The organism is Bacteroides sp. AM32-11AC (genome assembly GCF_003603515.1).
Taxonomy (GTDB): Bacteria; Bacteroidota; Bacteroidia; order Bacteroidales; family Bacteroidaceae; genus Bacteroides; species Bacteroides uniformis.
In genome coordinates, this window is the sequence record NZ_QTNH01000008.1 from 72,457 (window position 1) to 89,811 (window position 17,355).

Annotated in this window: 12 protein-coding genes; 11 read left to right on the forward strand and 1 reads right to left on the reverse strand. The window is 49.7% G+C overall.

From position 1 onward, the window contains the following. The first annotated feature begins 75 nt into the window (after positions 1-75). The 3 genes from DW800_RS10350 (at position 76) to DW800_RS10360 (ending at position 2,304) form a co-directional block, all read left to right on the forward strand. A complete protein-coding gene (locus DW800_RS10350) occupies positions 76-1,629 on the forward strand; it encodes a hypothetical protein (protein WP_119958034.1) in 1,554 nt (517 codons plus the stop codon). A 90-nt stretch (positions 1,630-1,719) separates the two neighbouring features. Continuing rightward, entirely contained in the window at positions 1,720-1,992 is a 273-nt protein-coding gene (locus tag DW800_RS10355; protein ID WP_005824947.1) for an HI0074 family nucleotidyltransferase substrate-binding subunit, read from the forward strand. Positions 1,993-1,995: 3 nt separating this feature from the next. Continuing rightward, complete coding sequence (locus tag DW800_RS10360) at positions 1,996-2,304, forward strand: nucleotidyltransferase domain-containing protein (RefSeq protein ID WP_005824948.1); 309 nt, start codon at positions 1,996-1,998, stop codon at positions 2,302-2,304. Positions 2,305-2,452: 148 nt separating this feature from the next. Here the strand turns inward: DW800_RS10360 and DW800_RS10365 are convergent, their stop codons facing one another. Continuing rightward, entirely contained in the window at positions 2,453-3,076 is a 624-nt protein-coding gene (locus DW800_RS10365; protein ID WP_005824951.1) for an HU family DNA-binding protein, read from the reverse strand. Positions 3,077-3,447: 371 nt separating this feature from the next. On the opposite strand from DW800_RS10365, the gene DW800_RS10370 reads away from it, so the two are divergent. From DW800_RS10370 to DW800_RS10410, 8 genes are all read left to right on the forward strand, one after another. Next, positions 3,448-5,541: a BT4734/BF3469 family protein gene (locus DW800_RS10370; RefSeq protein WP_117600248.1), complete on the forward strand. Its 2,094-nt coding sequence runs from the start codon at positions 3,448-3,450 to the stop codon at positions 5,539-5,541. A gap of 229 nt (positions 5,542-5,770) precedes the next feature. After that, positions 5,771-6,937: an exo-beta-N-acetylmuramidase NamZ domain-containing protein gene (locus tag DW800_RS10380; protein WP_117600247.1), complete on the forward strand. Its 1,167-nt coding sequence runs from the start codon at positions 5,771-5,773 to the stop codon at positions 6,935-6,937. A 173-nt stretch (positions 6,938-7,110) separates the two neighbouring features. Further along, positions 7,111-8,565: a sodium:solute symporter gene (locus DW800_RS10385; protein WP_008662791.1), complete on the forward strand. Its 1,455-nt coding sequence runs from the start codon at positions 7,111-7,113 to the stop codon at positions 8,563-8,565. Positions 8,566-8,580: 15 nt separating this feature from the next. Beyond that, positions 8,581-11,691, forward strand: a complete 3,111-nt coding sequence (locus DW800_RS10390) for a xanthan lyase (protein ID WP_008662789.1) — start codon at positions 8,581-8,583, stop codon at positions 11,689-11,691. A 19-nt stretch (positions 11,692-11,710) separates the two neighbouring features. Beyond that, complete coding sequence (locus DW800_RS10395; protein ID WP_008662787.1) at positions 11,711-13,570, forward strand: PQQ-binding-like beta-propeller repeat protein; 1,860 nt, start codon at positions 11,711-11,713, stop codon at positions 13,568-13,570. 24 nt (positions 13,571-13,594) lie between these two features. Next, the gene (locus DW800_RS10400; RefSeq protein ID WP_009037755.1) at positions 13,595-15,055 is read left to right on the forward strand and encodes a glycosyltransferase family 2 protein; all 1,461 of its coding nucleotides are present in this window, start codon (positions 13,595-13,597) and stop codon (positions 15,053-15,055) included. 1 nt (position 15,056) lies between these two features. Beyond that, on the forward strand, positions 15,057-15,989 hold the full coding sequence (locus DW800_RS10405) for a DUF4922 domain-containing protein (RefSeq protein ID WP_005824968.1): 933 nt from the start codon (positions 15,057-15,059) through the stop codon (positions 15,987-15,989). Positions 15,990-16,030: 41 nt separating this feature from the next. Continuing rightward, complete coding sequence (locus DW800_RS10410; protein WP_005834675.1) at positions 16,031-17,350, forward strand: SpoIID/LytB domain-containing protein; 1,320 nt, start codon at positions 16,031-16,033, stop codon at positions 17,348-17,350. Positions 17,351-17,355 lie beyond the last annotated feature (5 nt).

Consider the following 17,355-nt stretch of genomic DNA (forward strand, 5'->3'; position numbering starts at 1 on the left):
CACCTTCTAAAAGGAACCATAAATCAATATCATATACTTTCCCTTCGTTCATAACATACTAACAAGAAACATATCATGAAAAAGAAGAACATATTTTTCGTACTACTAATCTGCTTCATCAATAGTAGTTGCAACAAAGAAGAACAAACAGACGAGTTACAAGATAAGGATTTCTATTCTGATGTCACAACACGTGCTTCCTACATAAGCGGTACTATTACGGGCGAAATGAACCCCTATGTTGGTGATGGTTACTACACTTATGATTTAAGTATTCCTATACAAAAACAATCTGTAGGTATAAGAATTTCAGCAGTCGGTGGAGAAGCACGATTCAAAACAAACTACCAAGAACGATTCGAGAGTACATGGGTAACCCAAATTCCAGCAGTAAAAAACCATTTTCCAATAAATGTATTATGGACTAAAGCAGGTAGTAATTCTACCCTGATGGTACGTCCTGAAAAAAGTACAATCGAACTTACCGCAGATCTAAGAAACATCAATGTCAAAATGAAACCTATGCCAATCAATGCCCCTTCAACATTTGAATTGGGAGATACGATAACACTTTGGTGCAATTATCCCATAAACAAAGATACGGGCATAAAGTGGACTTACGATAAAAATCTATTCGCTGAAATCTCTCAAAGTGCATCTGTTACACAAAGTAGATTCCAAATAAATTTGAAATCAAAGCAAGCCTTCAAGAACAGCGATGTCGGAGTAGAAGTCCATGATTTCTACATAAATTCTATCGGAGCAAAAGAGTATTTCATGGCTCGGAAAAGCAATATCAGTTTTCCCAATATGGGTCCTCAAATAGATGGCTACAGAAATATTGAACAATATAAAGAATACATATATTCCATCAATGACAGCAAGGCACATACATTTTATTGGACCGGGAAGAATATTAAGATAGTAAGTGGTCAGAACAGCTCTACGGTAACAATCGTACCGACACAACCCGGTAACGCAAGTGTCAAAGTGAGCTACAAATATAAAAATCAAACCGATAATTTTACCAATGAGCTACCTTTGAGTGTATCTAAGACATCAATGCAACTGATTGGCCCTGACGTAATCTGTGACAACGGGACATTCAGTATCAAGAATTTTCCCACAAAAGCAACAGTGGATTGGATTGTTGGCAACGATTTATATTCGCAATTAAATCAGGCATCACCTGCTATCACCCTGAATAATTTAGGGACACCCGGAGGCAGTTCCATTTATACGACCTTAACCGCAATAGTACACACAAAGGAATACACTGTTCAGTTTTCCAAACCAATTACTTTCAATGTATCAGGAATACAAGAAAATGACCATGACATTATATATGGCTATCTGTCACAAAGCGGAGGTGAATGCGGATTGAATCCTATTCCTGAAGGTGCGCATGATTTTCATTGGAGTGTTGACTGCGATTGGGAGGTAGACATGCAAGGATATTATTTCACTACTTTCAGCAGTCGGAACAGTCATGAAATTGAACGAGTTTGCGTAACGGTTGATTTCATAAATGCATGTGGAACCAGAACATACATATATAACTATTTCGACATCGGCTCAACAAATTCAGGAACTTATTCCACACCTAAAAACAGCCTTTCTCCAAAATAGCCCCAGACAGCTTTCACGAAAAAGCCCCCATCCATTTGCTCGTTACACAAAAGAAGCTTATATTTGCTTACTTAAAAACAGACAGCTATCATGGTACAGCAAGACATACGATGGATACAGCGTTTTGAATATACCCACGAACTGGCCTGGAAAGTGATGAAGGACTATGCAGAATATCAGGGGTATACCGACATCCGCAGCTCCCGTGATGCCATACGCAAAGCCCTTGAAATGGGATTGATTGATGACAAGCAATGGACGGAGACTATAGAAGCCCGAAATCTGACATCGCACAATCATGACAACGATGTAGTCTCTGAAGAGAAAATGCAATCCTTGAATACACCATCCTTATTCGATTGAGCTATGTACGGATTGACCGACAATGAACTGGAAAAGCTATGCAATCTCTTCCGGAAACATGAAGAAATAGAGCAGGCTGTTTTGTACGGCTCACGAGCCAAAGGAAATTTCAAGCCTTTTTCCGACATAGACATCACGCTGATGGGAGACAGACTTACGTATAATACTTTAAGCAGCCTTTCCGATGAAATAGACGACCTGCTTTTGCCTTACAGCGTAGACCTTTCCATCTATGGCAAATTAAAGAATGCCGACCTTTTGGAACATATACACCGTATGGGAATACCCATATTCAGCCGCCCATCAAACTAAACTAAATTTCACACATCCACCCTCACCACCCTCACCTTTCGCACGCATCGCCCTATTCATCGGCATTCAAGAGGTGGGTGAGAGCAAATTTAAAAAGTGAGGGCAAAATTTGCCCTCACCACAAGATTTCTTCGTTCAAAGTTATAAGTCACTCATTCTTACCGTAATATCCTGAAACGGGTACATAAATCGGTTGCAGCATTGTTCCCTCATTCTTCAACTTTCCTTCGGTGCGCAGCCGACGGATATGCCGCATGGCAGTAGTACGCATCATGCCGCAAACGCTTTGAAAGTCATTCCGTGTCATAAAAGGGCGAGTGGCGAAATAGTTGGTCAGCCGACGGTCTATCTCTTTATCCGTCAGTTTAGCCGAATGCTCGTTTGCCTTCAAAGCCTTTGCCTTGATGGTACCAATTTCATTTTTCAGTTTTTGGTCGGCACGAAATTTCACACCCGCCATCTTCACCTTCGTCAACTTACGCTTGGTAGCAGCCACTACCGGTTCGATCGTGGTGAGCGACACGCGAAAGTAGCCGATGCCGTCGAGATGCACCTGCCTTCCTTCGGCAAGTTCCCTGCCCATGACGTGCGACACAGCATCAAGCACAGCCGTCACATCGGTTTCTGTCAATGAGCAACGTGCCTGGATGTCCCGCCGCAATTCATCGGTAGACCTGCTCCCATTTAGGCGGAGACGGGGATGAAGGATTTTATCTTCCGGAGATTTGTCGTACGAGTCCGGATTCTCGTACCAATCAAACAAAATAGCCATAGTTCAAACTGCGTTAAAGGGTTACATTATACGATAAAGCACTGCACGGAACACGTGCGAAGTACGTACGCAGTCTGTTGAAGTACCAAGGTTATATCACAGCCCAGCCCGTGAGCAGAACCGTTCACTGTAGTGAGCTGCTCCGTTCACTAATATGAACAAGAAAGACCACTTTAGTGGACTGTTCATAAACTCTGGTGTAAAAGTAGACAAAACTATGGGGATAAGCAAAGAAACGAACACCTTTTATAAAAGAAACATATAGACATTCCACCCCAAAAAAGAAGCCAATCGGAAAATAATCCTTGAAAAGCTTGTATCCACCCCTTTCCCGGCGTATCTTTACAAGAATATTACATACACGATAAAGAATGAAAATCACACTGATCAGAGAGGAACGCGAAAGCGGAAAAGAGGCCGTCAGCACACAAGAAACGGACATGTTGATGGAAAAGCTGAAAACCGAGAACAAGACCGGATACATTACGGAGCTGCGTAGCATCATCCCGCATTTGAAAGGGACCAACGCCCGATATGAGCATATCGACAGACTGCCGCGTCTCTATCCCGCCGTAGAAATGACCCGCACCAAAGCAGGAGAACACCGGATAAAGACTTACAACGGGCTGGTACTACTGGAAGTAAACAACCTGGCCGGGGTGGCCGAAGCCGAACTGGTGAAACAACAAGCCGCCCTGCTGCCGCAAACCTTTGCCGCCTTCTGTGGCTCCAGCGGACGAAGCGCCAAAATATGGGTACGCTTCACCCTGCCCGACGGAGGGCTTCCAAAGAATGAAGACGATATCGCCTTATTCCACGCCCACGCCTACCGCCTGGCAGTGAAGTGCTACCAACCCCTTCTCCCTTTCCCCATCACCCTCCGGGCTCCTTCACTCCTACAAAGCTGCCGGATGACCGTGGACGAACAGCCCTATTATAGCCCCACTGCCGTGGCCTTCTGCCTGGAACAGCCCTGCGCCCTGCCCTCGGAAGACAACTACCGCCAACGGAAACAGCAGGAAAGCAATCCGTTGCTGAGAATGACTCCCGGCTACGAAGTGGCGGACACATGCAACCTGCTCTTCGAGGCCGCCCTCGACCGCGCCTTCCGCGATTTGGACAACTGGCGACGGGGCGACGACCTGCGCCCGCTGCTGTCCCGCCTTGCCGAACATTGCTTCAAAGCCGGCATTCCTGAAGAAGAAGCGGTGCGCCAGACACTGATGCACTACTACCGGGAGGCAGACGAACCCCTTGTACGCCTGACGCTGCATAACCTTTACGGGGAATTGAAAGGCTTCGGCACCCGCAGCAGCCTGAACAAAGACCAGGAAACTGCTTTCCGGCTGGAGGAGTTCATGAAACGCCGCTACGAATTCCGCTACAACACCGTGCTTGGCGACTTGGAATACCGGCAGCGCGACTCCATCCACTTCTACTTCCAGCCTGCCGACCAGCGCGTACGCAGCAGCATCGCCATGAAGGTACTGAAAGAGGGAGTACGTGTGTGGGACCGCGACATCACCCGCTTCCTGTCTTCGGACTACGTGCCGCTATACAACCCCATCGAAGAATATCTCTATAACACCGGACGCTGGGACGGCAAAGACCGCATCCGCGCATTGGCCGACCTCGTGCCCTGCCACAATCCCCACTGGAGGGAACTGTTCTACCGGTGGTTTCTTGGCATGGTGGCACATTGGCGGGGAATCGACAAACAGCACGGCAACAACACCTCGCCCCTGCTCGTAGGTCCGCAAGGTTACCGCAAAAGTACTTTCTGCCGCATCCTATTGCCACCGGAGCTGCGTTTCGGCTACACCGACAGTATCGACTTCAAGAGCAAGCAGGAAGCGGAGCGCAGCCTTGGCCGCTTTTTTCTGATTAACATCGACGAATTCGACCAGATAAACGCCAATCAGCAAGGCTTCTTGAAGCACCTCCTGCAAAAACCGGTTGCCAACCTGCGAAAGCCCTACGGTAGCACTATTCAGGAAATGCGCCGCTATGCCTCCTTCATCGGGACCAGCAATCTGAAAGACCTGCTGACCGACCCGTCGGGAAGCCGCCGTTTCATTTGCATCGAAGTGACCGGCCCTATCCAGACAAACGTCACTATCAATTATCGCCAGCTCTATGCCCAAGCCATGCACGACATCATGAAGGGTGAACGCTACTGGCTGGACGACACTGACGAAGCAATCGTAAAGGAGTACAACCGGGAATTCGAGCGGGTAGACCCATTGGAAGAACTTTTCCTTTGCCATTTCCGTGGCGCGGAGGAGAGCGAAGAAGGCGAATGGCTCACAGCCATGCAGATTTTCAACGACCTGCAACAGAAAACGAGGGATAAGTTGGCCATCAACCGGATAGCAGCTTTCGGGCGCACGCTCCGCAAGCTGGACATCCTCAACAAGAAATCGAACCGGGGAACACTTTATCATCTGGTAAGAATAGAAGAATGAGCCGGCACTCCCACCGATTGTACCAAAGTGAGGGCAAACTTGGCCCTCACTCTTTTTATAAAAAGTATTTCCGTACGCAGTTGATGCAGTTCAACCATTATTAATAAGGTGAACAGTTGACTATTTGCAAATTATGATTGATAATACTAAAAATACCCAAATAAGTGTTTTTGATATTAAAATAAAACGTATCTTTGTTGCAAACAACGTCCTCCTTAATAATACTATTATGAAGAAACTGCTGCTTTTAGCCTTTGTGCTATGTAGTTCTTTACTGTGCCGGGCACAAGAAGAACGAATTATTTTAGGTGATGAACAGACTTCCGAGTATTTTCCAATCCTAAAAGATAAACGAATTGCCATATTCTCCAATCATACAGGAATGATAGGAGACAAGCATCTGTTGGATATTCTGCTGGAAAACAAGTTCAATGTAGTAGCCATTTTCTCCCCTGAACACGGTTTCAGAGGAGATGCCGACGCAGGCGAACACGTGTCCAGCTCGGTAGACAAGAAGACCGGAGTACCTATCCTCTCGCTGTACGACGGGAAATCCGGAAAACCAAGCGAAGCATCCATGCGCAAGTTCGATATCCTTGTGGTAGACATCCAGGATGTAGGCCTGAGATTCTATACTTATTATGCCTCTATGTGCCGGCTGATGGACGCTTGTGCAGAATACAACCGCAAGGTGCTGATACTGGACCGCCCCAATCCGAACGGACACTACGTGGACGGCCCGATACTGGACATGAAATATAAATCCGGTGTAGGTTGGCTGCCGATTCCCGTGGTGCACGGCATGACGCTGGGCGAACTGGGCCTGATGGTAAACGGCGAACGCTGGTTGCCGGCGTCACGCACTTGCGACCTGACCGTCATTCCCTGCAAGAACTATACGCACCAGACACTATACAAGCTGCCGATTCCCCCGTCCCCCAATCTGCCGAACATGAAGTCCATCTATCTGTACCCCTCGACCTGCTATTTCGAGGCCACTCCGGTCAGTCTGGGAAGAGGAACCGACCTCCCCTTCCAGGTCTACGGGCATCCCAACATGACGGGCTACAGCTACAGCTTCACCCCGCGCAGTGTTCCCGGAGCCAAGAATCCGCCCCAGCTGGGCAAGCTTTGCCACGGCGTGAACCTGAGCAACATGAGCGACGAGGAAATCTGGAAACGCGGTATTGACTTGAGTTACGTGATAGACGCTTACCGGAATCTGAACATGGACGATCACTTCTTCCGTTCCTTCTTCGAACTGTTGATAGGCACCGACTACGTGCGCAAAATGATAAAGGAAGGGAAGAGCGCCGAAGAAATCAAGGCAAGATGGAAAGACGACGTAGAGAAATTCAAGGTACAGCGCAAGCCCTATCTGCTCTACGAAGAATAAAGGGATGTACGATTTGACGATTTACGATTTACGATAAAAAAATGAACGTGAATTGGAAGAGAACGTCAGAGCGTACATAGGATAATCAAAGTCGTACATATCATCAAAAGAAGTAATTTCAATCGTAAATCGTAAATCATAAAATCGTAAATCATAAAATCGTAAATAACCTCATGACTCCACTATCCGTAATCATCACCATAGCCGCCTACTTCGCGATACTGTTCACGGTATCCTATATTGCAGGAAGGAAGGCAGACAACGCCGGCTTCTTTGTAGGTAACCGCAAGTCATCCTGGTATGTCGTGGCGTTCGCCATGGTCGGTTCCGCCATTTCAGGTGTGACCTATGTATCTGTACCCGGCATGGTTGCCGCCAGCAGCTTCGGCTATCTGCAAATGGTGTTGGGCTTCATTGCCGGACAGCTCATCATAGCCTATCTGCTGGTACCGCTATTCTACAAAATGAACCTGGTATCCATCTACGAATATCTGGAGAACCGTTTCGGCATGTCTTCCTACCGCACGGGTGCCTGGTTCTTCTTCATCTCCAAAATGCTCGGTGCCGCTGTCCGTCTGTTCCTCGTATGCCTGACGCTGCAACTGCTGGTATTCGAACCTTTCGGACTGCCTTTCCTGCTGAACGTGGCCATCACGGTGGCACTGGTCTGGTTGTACACTTTCCAGGGTGGCGTAAAGTCTCTTATCTGGACAGACTCTCTGAAGACATTCTGCTTGGTGGTGTCGGTCGTACTCTGCATCTGGTATATCGCTTCCGACCTCAATCTGTCATTTACCGGTATGGTAAGCACCATTGCCGACAGTGACATGTCCCGCATCTTCTTCTTCGACGATGTGAACAGCAAGCAGTACTTCTTCAAGCAGTTCCTCGCCGGTGCCTTCACCATGATTGCCATGACCGGGCTGGATCAAGACATGATGCAGCGCAACCTGAGCTGCAAGAACTTCAAGGACTCACAGAAGAACATGATTACCAGTGTCATTTCGCAGTTCTTCGTCATCCTGCTTTTCCTGATGCTGGGCGTGCTGCTCTACATCTTTGCCGCCAACCAGCAGATTGCGGTGGAGAAGAGTGACGAACTGTTCCCGCTGATTGCCACCGGCAACTATTTCCCTGCCATTGTGGGCATACTGTTCATCATCGGCCTGATTTCTTCTGCCTATTCAGCCGCAGGCTCGGCACTCACCGCGCTGACCACTTCCTTCACCGTAGACATTCTGGGAACGAAAGGCAAGTCGGAAGAGACGGTTGTGAAGATGCGCAAGAAAGTGCACATCGGCATGGCGGTTGTTATGGGAATCACCATTTTCGTATTCAATCTTCTGAACAACACCAGTGTCATCGATGCTGTATATATCCTGGCAAGCTATACCTACGGTCCTATCTTGGGTCTGTTTGCTTTCGGCATCTTCATGAAACAACAAGTGCGTGACAAGTACATCCCGCTGGTTGCCATCGCCTCCCCGGTTCTCTGCTTCATTCTGCAGAAAAATTCCGAAGCCTGGTTCGGAGGTTATCAATTCAGCTACGAGTTGCTGATTTTCAATGCACTGTTCACTTTCATCGGTCTCTGTCTGTTGATTAGGAAAGATAAAAAGAACAATTAACTTAATACATCATCTATGAACGTAAGACGTCAGTTTTTACTAAGTTTGCTTGCCGCCTCCCTCTTCCCCCAATGGGGAGGTGCGCAAGAACTTCCGACGGATGTCCGCCAGGAAATCGGGAAATTCCTGGATACCACCGCACGGAAAGAAGTTTCCGTAGGACGTATCAGCATCGACTCAGTGGCCGTGGAAGGAAATACGCTGCAACTGTTTGCCAACATGAACTGTGCCTATATTCCTTTCCGCGAGGACAATGTAGCCGAAATATACCAGGGCGTAAGTGCCCTGCTACCGGCGGAGTTTACCAAATACAAGCTGCAAATCCGTACCAACAAGCGCAGCATCGAAGAACTGGTTCCCCAAGTCCTGCGTAGTAAAAAAGACAAAAAGACGAAGACATTCAATCCCGTCGCTTCCAAGCCTTTAGTTACCGACATTTCCGCCCCCTACACCCCTACCAACGGCTTGCAGAACCGGCACATCGCCCTATGGCAAAGCCACGGCTGGTACTACGAGCCGAAACTCGACCGTTGGGAATGGCAGCGTGCACGTATCTTCCAGACCGTGGAAGACCTCTACACCCAAAGCTACGTATTGCCTTTCCTCGTGCCGATGCTGGAAAATGCCGGTGCCAACGTGCTGCTTCCCCGCGAACGCGATTGCCAGACGGCAGAAGTCATCGTAGACAATGACGGTTGCCTGACCGGCCGTTCCGTCTATACAGAAAATTCCGGTGACAAGCTCTGGAGCCAGGGAGCAGGACAAGGCTTCGCCCACCTGCGCCCCCAATACATAGACTTTGAGAATCCTTTCAAGGAAGGCACTTACCGCGCTATAGAAACCATCAAGAAAGGAAACGCAAGCACCGCCGAATGGATTCCCGAAATCCCTTCGACCGGACAATACGCCGTATACGTCTCTTACCAAACCTTGCCAAACAGCGCGGACGATGCCCTTTACACCGTCTATCACAAAGGCGGCACCACGCAGTTCAAGGTAAACCAGCAAATGGGAGGCGGCACCTGGATTTACCTCGGCACCTTCGGCTTCAATGCCGGTCGGAACAATGAATGCAAAGTCGTTCTGAGCAACCTTTCCTCCAAAGTAGGAAGAATCATCACCGCCGACGCCGTGAAGATTGGCGGCGGTATGGGGAACATCGCCCGCCGCATCTCCAACGAGGGCGCTACGGAAAACCTGAAAAGCTCCGACACCCGCAACCTGCAAAACACCCATACAGGCAACATCCAAGACCGTGTAACCTATTCTCCATTGTCCACTATCAATTATCAACTATCTAACTATCCCCGTTTCTGCGAAGCCGCCCGCTACTGGCTGCAATGGGCAGGCATACCGGACAGCGTATATTCAGAAAGCAACGGAAAGAACGACTATACCGACGACTACAAATGCCGTGGTATCTGGGTGAACTACCTTTCCGGAGGCTCTGCCGTGAATCCGACGGAGAGAGGGCTGAACATCCCCGTCAACATGGCCTTCGCCTTCCACTCCGATGCAGGAACTACACTGAACGATTCCATCATCGGGACACTCGGCATCTACTATACCAACGCCTACAATGAGAAGTTCGCTAACGGAGCATCACGCTATCTGAGCCACGACCTGACAGACTTGATTCAGTCCAACATCGTGCGTGACGTGCGTACCCTCTACGAACCTCAATGGACACGCCGTGGCAAATGGAACCAATCTTACTATGAGGCCCGTGTACCCCGCGTACCTACCATGCTGCTCGAACTGCTTTCCCATCAAAACTTTGCAGACATGCGCTACGGACTGGACCCACGTTTCCGTTTCACCGTAAGCCGCGCCATCTATAAAGGTATGTTGCAGTTCCTCTGCTCACAATACCACATGGATTATGTAGTGCAACCGCTACCGGTAGACCACATGGCCCTGCGCATGACCGGTGAAAATGAAGTGGAACTGACCTGGCGACCCGTAGCGGATGCGTTGGAACCGACTGCCATAGCAGAGAAATACATTGTCTATACCCGCATCGGCGACGGAGATTTCGACAACGGAGTATTGGTGGACGGCAACAGTTACCGCACCACACTCCCCGCCGGCATGGTGTGCAGCTACAAGGTTACCGCTGTCAACAAGGGCGGTGAAAGTTTCCCTTCCGAAATTCTTTCTGCCGGACGGGCGTTCAATTCCAAAGGTACCGTATTGGTGATAAACGGATTCGACCGTATCAGTGCCCCTGCCGACTTTACGGCACCCACCCCCGCCGACACCCTCCTTGCCGGATTTCTGGATGAGCAGGACCACGGGGTCCCCTATATCCGGGACATCAGCTACATTGGCAAGATGAAGGAATACCGCCGTTCCATTCCCTGGATGGACGACGATGCCTCCGGTTTCGGCGACAGCTATGGGAACTACGAAACTCAAGTGATTGCAGGAAATACGTTCGATTATCCTGCCATACATGGTGCCGCTATCCTGAAAGCGGGATATTCGTTTGTATCGGTTAGTAATGAAAGTCTCTCCCCCGTAGGAAAGGGAGAGAAGAATACTCCAGTGGATATGAGGGAGTATAGGTATGTGGACTTGATACTTGGGAAGCAATGCCAGACCAAGATGGGACGGGGAGGCGTAAAACCGTTGGAGTTCAAGACTTTCAGCAAACCGATGCAGGAGGCTATTGTGGCTTATTGTAAGCAAGGTGGAAATATCTTTGTTTCGGGCGCTTTTGTAGGAACGGATTTATGGGACAACCGCCTTGCAACTGCCGACGAAGCCGACAAGAAATTTGCGATGGAAGTACTGAAATATAAGTGGCGTGTGGGACAAGCGGCTACAATGGGTAAGGTGAAAAGCGTAGCTTCTCCGTTCCCCGCCCTTTCAGGAAACTATACCTATCACAATGAGCTGAATGCCGATTCGTATGTGGTGGAATCACCGGACGCCATTGAACCGGCAACCAAAGATGCACACACCGTAATGCGGTATTCTGAAAACAACCTGAGTGCCGGTGTGGCCTACCAGGGCGACTACAAGACTTTTGTATTGGGATTCCCTTTTGAATCCATACGTACTGATTCTGAAAGAGAGGCACTCATGAATGCTGTGCTGACATTCTTCAACGACAACAAATAATATCAACCAATCATCATCTATGAACAGAAGACTGTTAATAATTGTCCTGATGGCTTGCCTGCTCCCCCTGGGGATGCAGGCACAGCAAGGGACATTCCGTTTTGCCCAACTGACAGACATTCATCTGACCCCGAACAATCCGAATCCCACTGAGGACTTGCTGCGTTCCATAGCACAGATTAATGCCACCGACAGTATCGACTTTGTCCTGGTGACGGGCGACCTGACCGAAGAAGGCGACCGTGCCACCATGGAAAAAGTGAAATCGTGCCTTGACTTGCTGAAAGTACCCTACCACGTAGCCCTTGGCAACCATGAAACGAAATGGAGCGACTCCGGCTGCACCGCTTTCGGAGAAATCTTTGGCGGCGAACGCTTCGAGTTCGAGCATAAGGGATTCCTTTTCCTCGGCTTCAACTCCGGTCCGCTGATGCGTATGGCCTACGGGCATGTAGTGCCGCAAGATATCCGTTGGATGACGGAGGAAATGGAGAAAAATGGCAAAGACAAACCGGTGATACTTGTCACCCACTACCCGCTAATGGACGGGGATGTGGACAACTGGTATGAGGTGACGGATGCCGTCCGCCCTTACAACGTGCGCCTGTTTATCGGCGGGCATTATCACAGCAACCGGGATTTACGTTATGACGGCATTCCGGGCGTACTGATGCGCAGCAACCTGCGCGACAAAGAAGGAAAACCGGGTTATGGCATTTACGAAGTAACCAAAGACTCCATCCGTGTATACACGCAACGTATCGGCGAGCCTAAGAAGCAATGGGCTGCCTTCTCGCTGGCCGGGCAATATTACGACCGCAATGGAAAAGCGGAGAAATATCCCGACTTCTCGGTCAACAAGGAATATCTGAAAGTAAAGGAACAATGGATGGTACAGACGGGTGCAGGCATTTACTGCTCGCCCGCCGTAGAAAAAGATAAAGTGTTCGTAGGAGACGATATGGGACGGCTGACAGCCTACGCCCTGAAAAACGGCAAAAAGCTATGGAGCTTTGAATCCGGCAAACGTATTGTCGGTACTCCGGCCGTAAGCGAAGGTATCGTTGTATTCGGGTCTGCCGACCGCCACATCTACGGATTGAATGCCAAAGACGGCAACCTGCTCTGGACGGTAAGAGCTGCCGAACCGGTACTCGGAGCCGTGACCATCGCAGACGGTACCGCCTACATCGGTGCCAGTGATGCCACTTTCCGCGCCACAGACATCCATACAGGAAAAGTAATCTGGACCTACACCGGCGTGAAGGGCTACATCGAAACCAAGCCGTTGGTGACGGAAGACAAGGTCATCTTCGGCGCATGGGACAATACACTGTATGCCTTGAACAAGACTGACGGACGTGAGTTGTGGAAATGGACGGGCGGACTGACCCGCATGCACTTCTCTCCTGCCGCCGTATGGCCGGTAGCTGCCGACGGTAAAGTATTCATTACCGACCCGCAACGCGCCATGACCGCTATAGACATCCATACGGGCAATACCGTGTGGCGCACCTTCCAGTCCATGGTGCGCGAGACCATCGGACTTTCCGAAGACGGTGAACGTATCTATAGCAAAACGATGAACGACAGCATTGTTTGCTATGCAGCTCAAGGAGATACTCCGCGGGAGTTGTGGGCAACCAATGTAGGTTTCGGTTATGAGCATGCCCCCTCCATGCAAGTGGAAAAAGAGGGGGTAATGTTTGGCAGTACCAAAGAAGGACTTATCTTCGCACTGGAAGGAAAAACAGGCAAAGTACTGTGGAAACATAAAATAGGAAATTCACTCATCAGTACCGTAGTTCCGTTGAACGGCCACGAAGTTCTATTCACGGCAACCAGCGGGGAAGTGGGACTTCTGAGAATTAAAAATTGAGAATTAAAAATTAAAAGATATATCATGAATAAAATCAGTTGCTTTCTTCCCTACGCAGGAAAAGAACAAGTAGAAAAAACAGTGAATAGCCTACAGGCGACAGGACTTATAGAAGAAATCCGGTTAATCACGACCGATGCCACTCTGGAATCGCTCCCGGACTGCGAAATATTGTTTGTTGACATGCCCTACAGCAGTGCAACTCTCAAAGCTATTGCTAATGCAGCCAAGGGAGAATACACATTGCTTTATACCAAAGAGACTACGCTCGAAATGGGTATGTTTGCACTGGAACGTATGATACACATCCTTGAAGATTCAAGCGCCGGTATGGTATATGCCGACCACTACCAAATAGCAGACGGCAAGCAGAGCAACGCTCCGGTAATCGACTACCAATTCGGTTCCTTGAGGGATGACTTCAACTTTGGCTCCCTGCTCCTTTTCAACACCGAAAAACTAAAGGAAGCCGCCGGACACATGAAGTCTGACTACAACTTCGCCGGACTTTACGACCTGCGCTTGAAATTGAGCCAACATTCAGACTTGGTACATATCAACGAATACTTATACAGCGAGGTGGAAAACGATACCCGCAAGAGCGGCGAAAAGATTTTCGACTATGTAGACCCCAAAAACCGTGACCGCCAGATTGAGATGGAGCAGGCATGTACCGAACATCTGAAAGAAATCGGGGGATATCTGGCACCGGAGTTCAAGAAGATTGAGTTCTCTGCCGGTAACTTCGAATATGAGGCCTCCGTCATCATTCCGGTGCGCAACCGTATCCGTACCATCCGCGATGCCATCAAGTCGGTACTGATGCAGAAGACAGACTTCAAATATAATCTTATCATCATCGACAACCACTCCACAGACGGCACAACGGAGGCCATCGACGAATTCAAGGACGACGAACGCCTCATCCATATCGTCCCCGAACGCAACGACCTCGGTATCGGCGGTTGCTGGAATGTAGGTGTACACCACCCCAAGTGTGGCAAGTTTGCCGTGCAGCTGGACAGCGATGACGTATACAAAGACGAAAACACACTCGCCATCATGGTACGCGCCTTCTACGAACAGAACTGCGCCATGGTGGTAGGCACCTATATGATGACGGACTTCAACATGAACATGATTGCTCCGGGCATCATCGACCACAAGGAATGGACTCCGGCAAACGGACGCAACAACGCCCTCCGCATCAACGGTCTGGGTGCCCCGCGCGCCTTCTATACCCCGGTACTGCGCGAAGTGAAAGTACCCAATACCAGCTATGGCGAAGACTATGCACTGGGACTGAACTTCTCCCGCCAGTACCAGATAGGACGCGTGTACGACGTGGTCTACCTCTGCCGCCGCTGGGACGACAACTCCGATGCCTCACTGGACATCGTGAAAATGAACGGACACAACCTCTACAAAGACCGCATCCGTACCTGGGAACTTCAGGCACGCATAGCGATGAACAAAAACAAGTGATATGAATCAAACGATACACCATCTTCTGACTGGACAATTGGCATCCTGGGAGACGGCACGCAACAACTATGCCGCCCTCTCCGGTGTGCGGGTGAAAGAGCTGAATGTAAACGGGATACTTTATAAGGTACAGTTCAACCCCGCACGCATCGTTTCCTCCGGTGCCAAAGTGGATGCCAAGTCCATCCTGGAACGGAAATGCTTTCTGTGCCCGGCCAATTTGCCGCCGGTACAGAAAGGTATCCCGTTCGGAGGACACTACAATATTCTGGTGAATCCGTTCCCCATCTTCCCCCGCCACCTGACAGTACCGGAACTGGCACATACCCCTCAACGCATAGCCACCCGCTTCACCGACATGCTGGAGCTGGCCGAGGCGCTGACGGATTACACCATCTTCTACAACGGTCCCAAATGTGGTGCTTCCGCCCCCGACCATGCTCATTTCCAGGCAGGAAACAAAGGGTTCATGCCTATTGAAAAGGACTGGCGCGGACAGACTGCCGGGAAAATAGCCGATTATAGGAAAGCAGCACTGTGGTATCTTGACGACGCTCCCCGTGCCACACTTGTGATTGAATCCACCTCCAAAGAGGACGCGGCAGACTTGTTCGACATCATTTACCGTTCTCTGGACGTGAAACCCGAAGAAGACGAGCCGATGATGAACGTACTGGTCCTATACGAGGCCGACCGTTGGGTGGTCTTTGTCTTCCCGCGCGAGAAACACCGCCCCGCCTGCTATACTGCCGAAGGAGAAGCCAATCTGTTGAGCAGCCCGGCATCCGTCGACTTGGGAGGTGTCTTTATCACCCCCGTAGAAAAGGATTTCTTGAAAATCACTGCGGAAGACGTGGCGCAGATATTAAGTGAAGTATGCCTCTCTGCCACAGATTTCCACAAGGTACGGCAGCGTATCAGGGAAAAAATATGACTTCTGAAATCCAAGAACTCTAATTTTAAAGAAATACCATTATGAAAGAGCCCAAAGTACAAGTAGGCATTCTGTTTGAACCGCAGATAGAATTCGTTTTGCTGAATCCGTATCGCATGGACGGAACGGAAGTCAGCGGCAAGCAGGTAGTGACCTACGACGAAGGCAAGATTCTCTGGAATGGACGCCGGTATGACGAACTGCTGTTTGAACCGCAACACGAGCAGACCGATGCCTTCGAACTATTGGACGTTACCATCGGCATCAATTTCCATTGGGAGCGCAAGGAAGACCAGCGTTTTCTGGGTGCTCTCAAAATCATCGTTGAGAATGGAAAGCTCACCGGCATCAACGTCATCCATGTAGAAGATTATCTGACCAGCGTCATCTCCTCCGAGATGAGTGCCACCGCTTCTCTGGAGCTGCTCAAGGCACACGCTGTCATCTCCCGAAGCTGGCTACTGGCACAAATACAAAAGAATAAGGAAATCACCGAAGCCCAAGCTAACTACTCGGCCTTTACGCAGACCGACGAAGAGCTGATTCGCTGGTACGACCGAGAAGACCACACACGTTTCGATGTATGCGCCGACGACCATTGTCAACGCTACCAGGGCATTACACGTGCCTCTACCGATATTGTGAAACAAGCCATCTCCGCTACCCGCGGCCAGGTACTGACATCTGATGGTAAGATTTGCGACGCCCGTTTCTCCAAATGCTGCGGCGGTGCTTTCGAGGAGTTCCAATACTGCTGGGAAGACATCAAATACCCCTATCTTGCCCAACAGCGAGACAGCAAAACGCACGCCACACTGCCCGATTTGACGCAGGAAGTCGAAGCGGACCGCTGGATTCGTACCTCCCCCGAAGCATTCTGCAACACCACCGACAAGAAAATCCTCTCGCAGGTACTCAATAACTATGACCAGGAGACTACGGACTTCTATCGCTGGAAAGTGGAATATACCCAGGAAGAGCTTTCAGCCCTCATTCTGAAACGTTCAGGCATTGACTACGGACAAATCATCGACCTTATCCCCATAGCCCGCGGAACCAGCGGACGCCTCTGGAAACTGAAGATTGTGGGAACCAAACGCACACTCACCATCGGCAAGGAACTGGAAATCCGCCGCACGCTCTCCACTTCACACCTCTACAGCTCTGCCTTCGTGGTAGACAAAGAGGAGTTGTCCGCCGAAGGCATTCCCGGACGCTTCATCCTCACCGGCGCCGGTTGGGGGCATGGTGTGGGACTTTGCCAAATAGGTGCAGCCGTGATGGGCGAGCAAGGGTATAAGTATGATGCAATACTGCTGCACTACTATATAGGTGCCAGCATTGACAAGCTGTATGAATAATCGAA

Excerpts from the sequence above, each read along its gene's own strand:
- DW800_RS10380 (WP_117600247.1), top strand. The coding sequence starts at position 5,771 with ATGAAGAAACTGCTGCTTTTAGCCTTTGTGCTATGTAGTTCTTTACTG.
- DW800_RS10395 (WP_008662787.1), top strand. The coding sequence starts at position 11,711 with ATGAACAGAAGACTGTTAATAATTGTCCTGATGGCTTGCCTGCTCCCC.
- DW800_RS10385 (WP_008662791.1), top strand. The coding sequence starts at position 7,111 with ATGACTCCACTATCCGTAATCATCACCATAGCCGCCTACTTCGCGATA.
- DW800_RS10410 (WP_005834675.1), top strand. The coding sequence starts at position 16,031 with ATGAAAGAGCCCAAAGTACAAGTAGGCATTCTGTTTGAACCGCAGATA.
- DW800_RS10390 (WP_008662789.1), top strand. The coding sequence starts at position 8,581 with ATGAACGTAAGACGTCAGTTTTTACTAAGTTTGCTTGCCGCCTCCCTC.
- DW800_RS10365 (WP_005824951.1), bottom strand. The coding sequence starts at position 3,076 with ATGGCTATTTTGTTTGATTGGTACGAGAATCCGGACTCGTACGACAAA.
- DW800_RS10370 (WP_117600248.1), top strand. The coding sequence starts at position 3,448 with ATGAAAATCACACTGATCAGAGAGGAACGCGAAAGCGGAAAAGAGGCC.
- DW800_RS10360 (WP_005824948.1), top strand. The coding sequence starts at position 1,996 with ATGTACGGATTGACCGACAATGAACTGGAAAAGCTATGCAATCTCTTC.
- DW800_RS10405 (WP_005824968.1), top strand. The coding sequence starts at position 15,057 with ATGAATCAAACGATACACCATCTTCTGACTGGACAATTGGCATCCTGG.
- DW800_RS10355 (WP_005824947.1), top strand. The coding sequence starts at position 1,720 with ATGGTACAGCAAGACATACGATGGATACAGCGTTTTGAATATACCCAC.
- DW800_RS10350 (WP_119958034.1), top strand. The coding sequence starts at position 76 with ATGAAAAAGAAGAACATATTTTTCGTACTACTAATCTGCTTCATCAAT.
- DW800_RS10400 (WP_009037755.1), top strand. The coding sequence starts at position 13,595 with ATGAATAAAATCAGTTGCTTTCTTCCCTACGCAGGAAAAGAACAAGTA.